Here is a 682-nt window from a genome sequence, read left to right as displayed (position 1 = left end):
GCAAAATCACAACCCTAATCGGTCCCAACGGAGCGGGAAAATCCACGTTAGTTAAAGTCATTTTAGGGCTTCAAAAGCCGACTAGCGGAAAATTGGTTAAAGCGAAAAAGCTAAAAATTGGTTATGTGCCTCAGAAACTGAAACTCAACGACTCTTTGCCGCTAAACGTTATCCGTTTCTTAAATTTAGCAGGAAAGTACAGCAAACAAGAATGCCTTGATGCATTAAGACTAGTTGGTGCAGAGCACTTAATTAAGAGCAACATGCACCGCCTTTCCGGTGGTGAAAACCAACGCGTCCTACTTGCCCGCGCGCTGCTACAACGCCCTGACTTGTTGGTTCTTGATGAACCAGCTCAAGGTGTTGATGTTCAGGGACAAATCGATCTATACGATTTGATTGAAAGCATCCGTCACCGCTTCGATTGCGCTGTGTTTATGGTATCTCATGATTTGCATTTGGTCATGGCAAAAACAGACGATGTGATTTGTTTGCACCACCACGTTTGTTGTTCGGGGTCACCAGCAACGATCACTCAGCATCCTTCTTACATAGCATTGTTTGGTAACGCAGCGAGAGAATCACTCGCGTTTTATCATCACGACCACGAGCATCACCATCACGATTTGTCTGGCTCTCCAGTATCGGGCGACGCTACCTCATGCTCTAACCATAGCCACGG

Annotated in this window: 1 protein-coding gene; it reads left to right on the top strand. The window is 46.0% G+C overall.

Annotated elements, in window-relative coordinates; all coding sequences use genetic code 11:
* Positions 1-682 (top strand): zinc ABC transporter ATP-binding protein ZnuC (gene znuC, locus R7040_RS26885; RefSeq protein ID WP_318097656.1); only part of this gene is annotated, 682 nt, incomplete at both ends.

The sequence above is a fragment of the Vibrio sp. 1069 genome (genome assembly GCF_033340555.1).
Note: the sequence above shows the minus strand (reverse complement) of the source record. Positions and strands in the feature narration are given on the sequence as shown.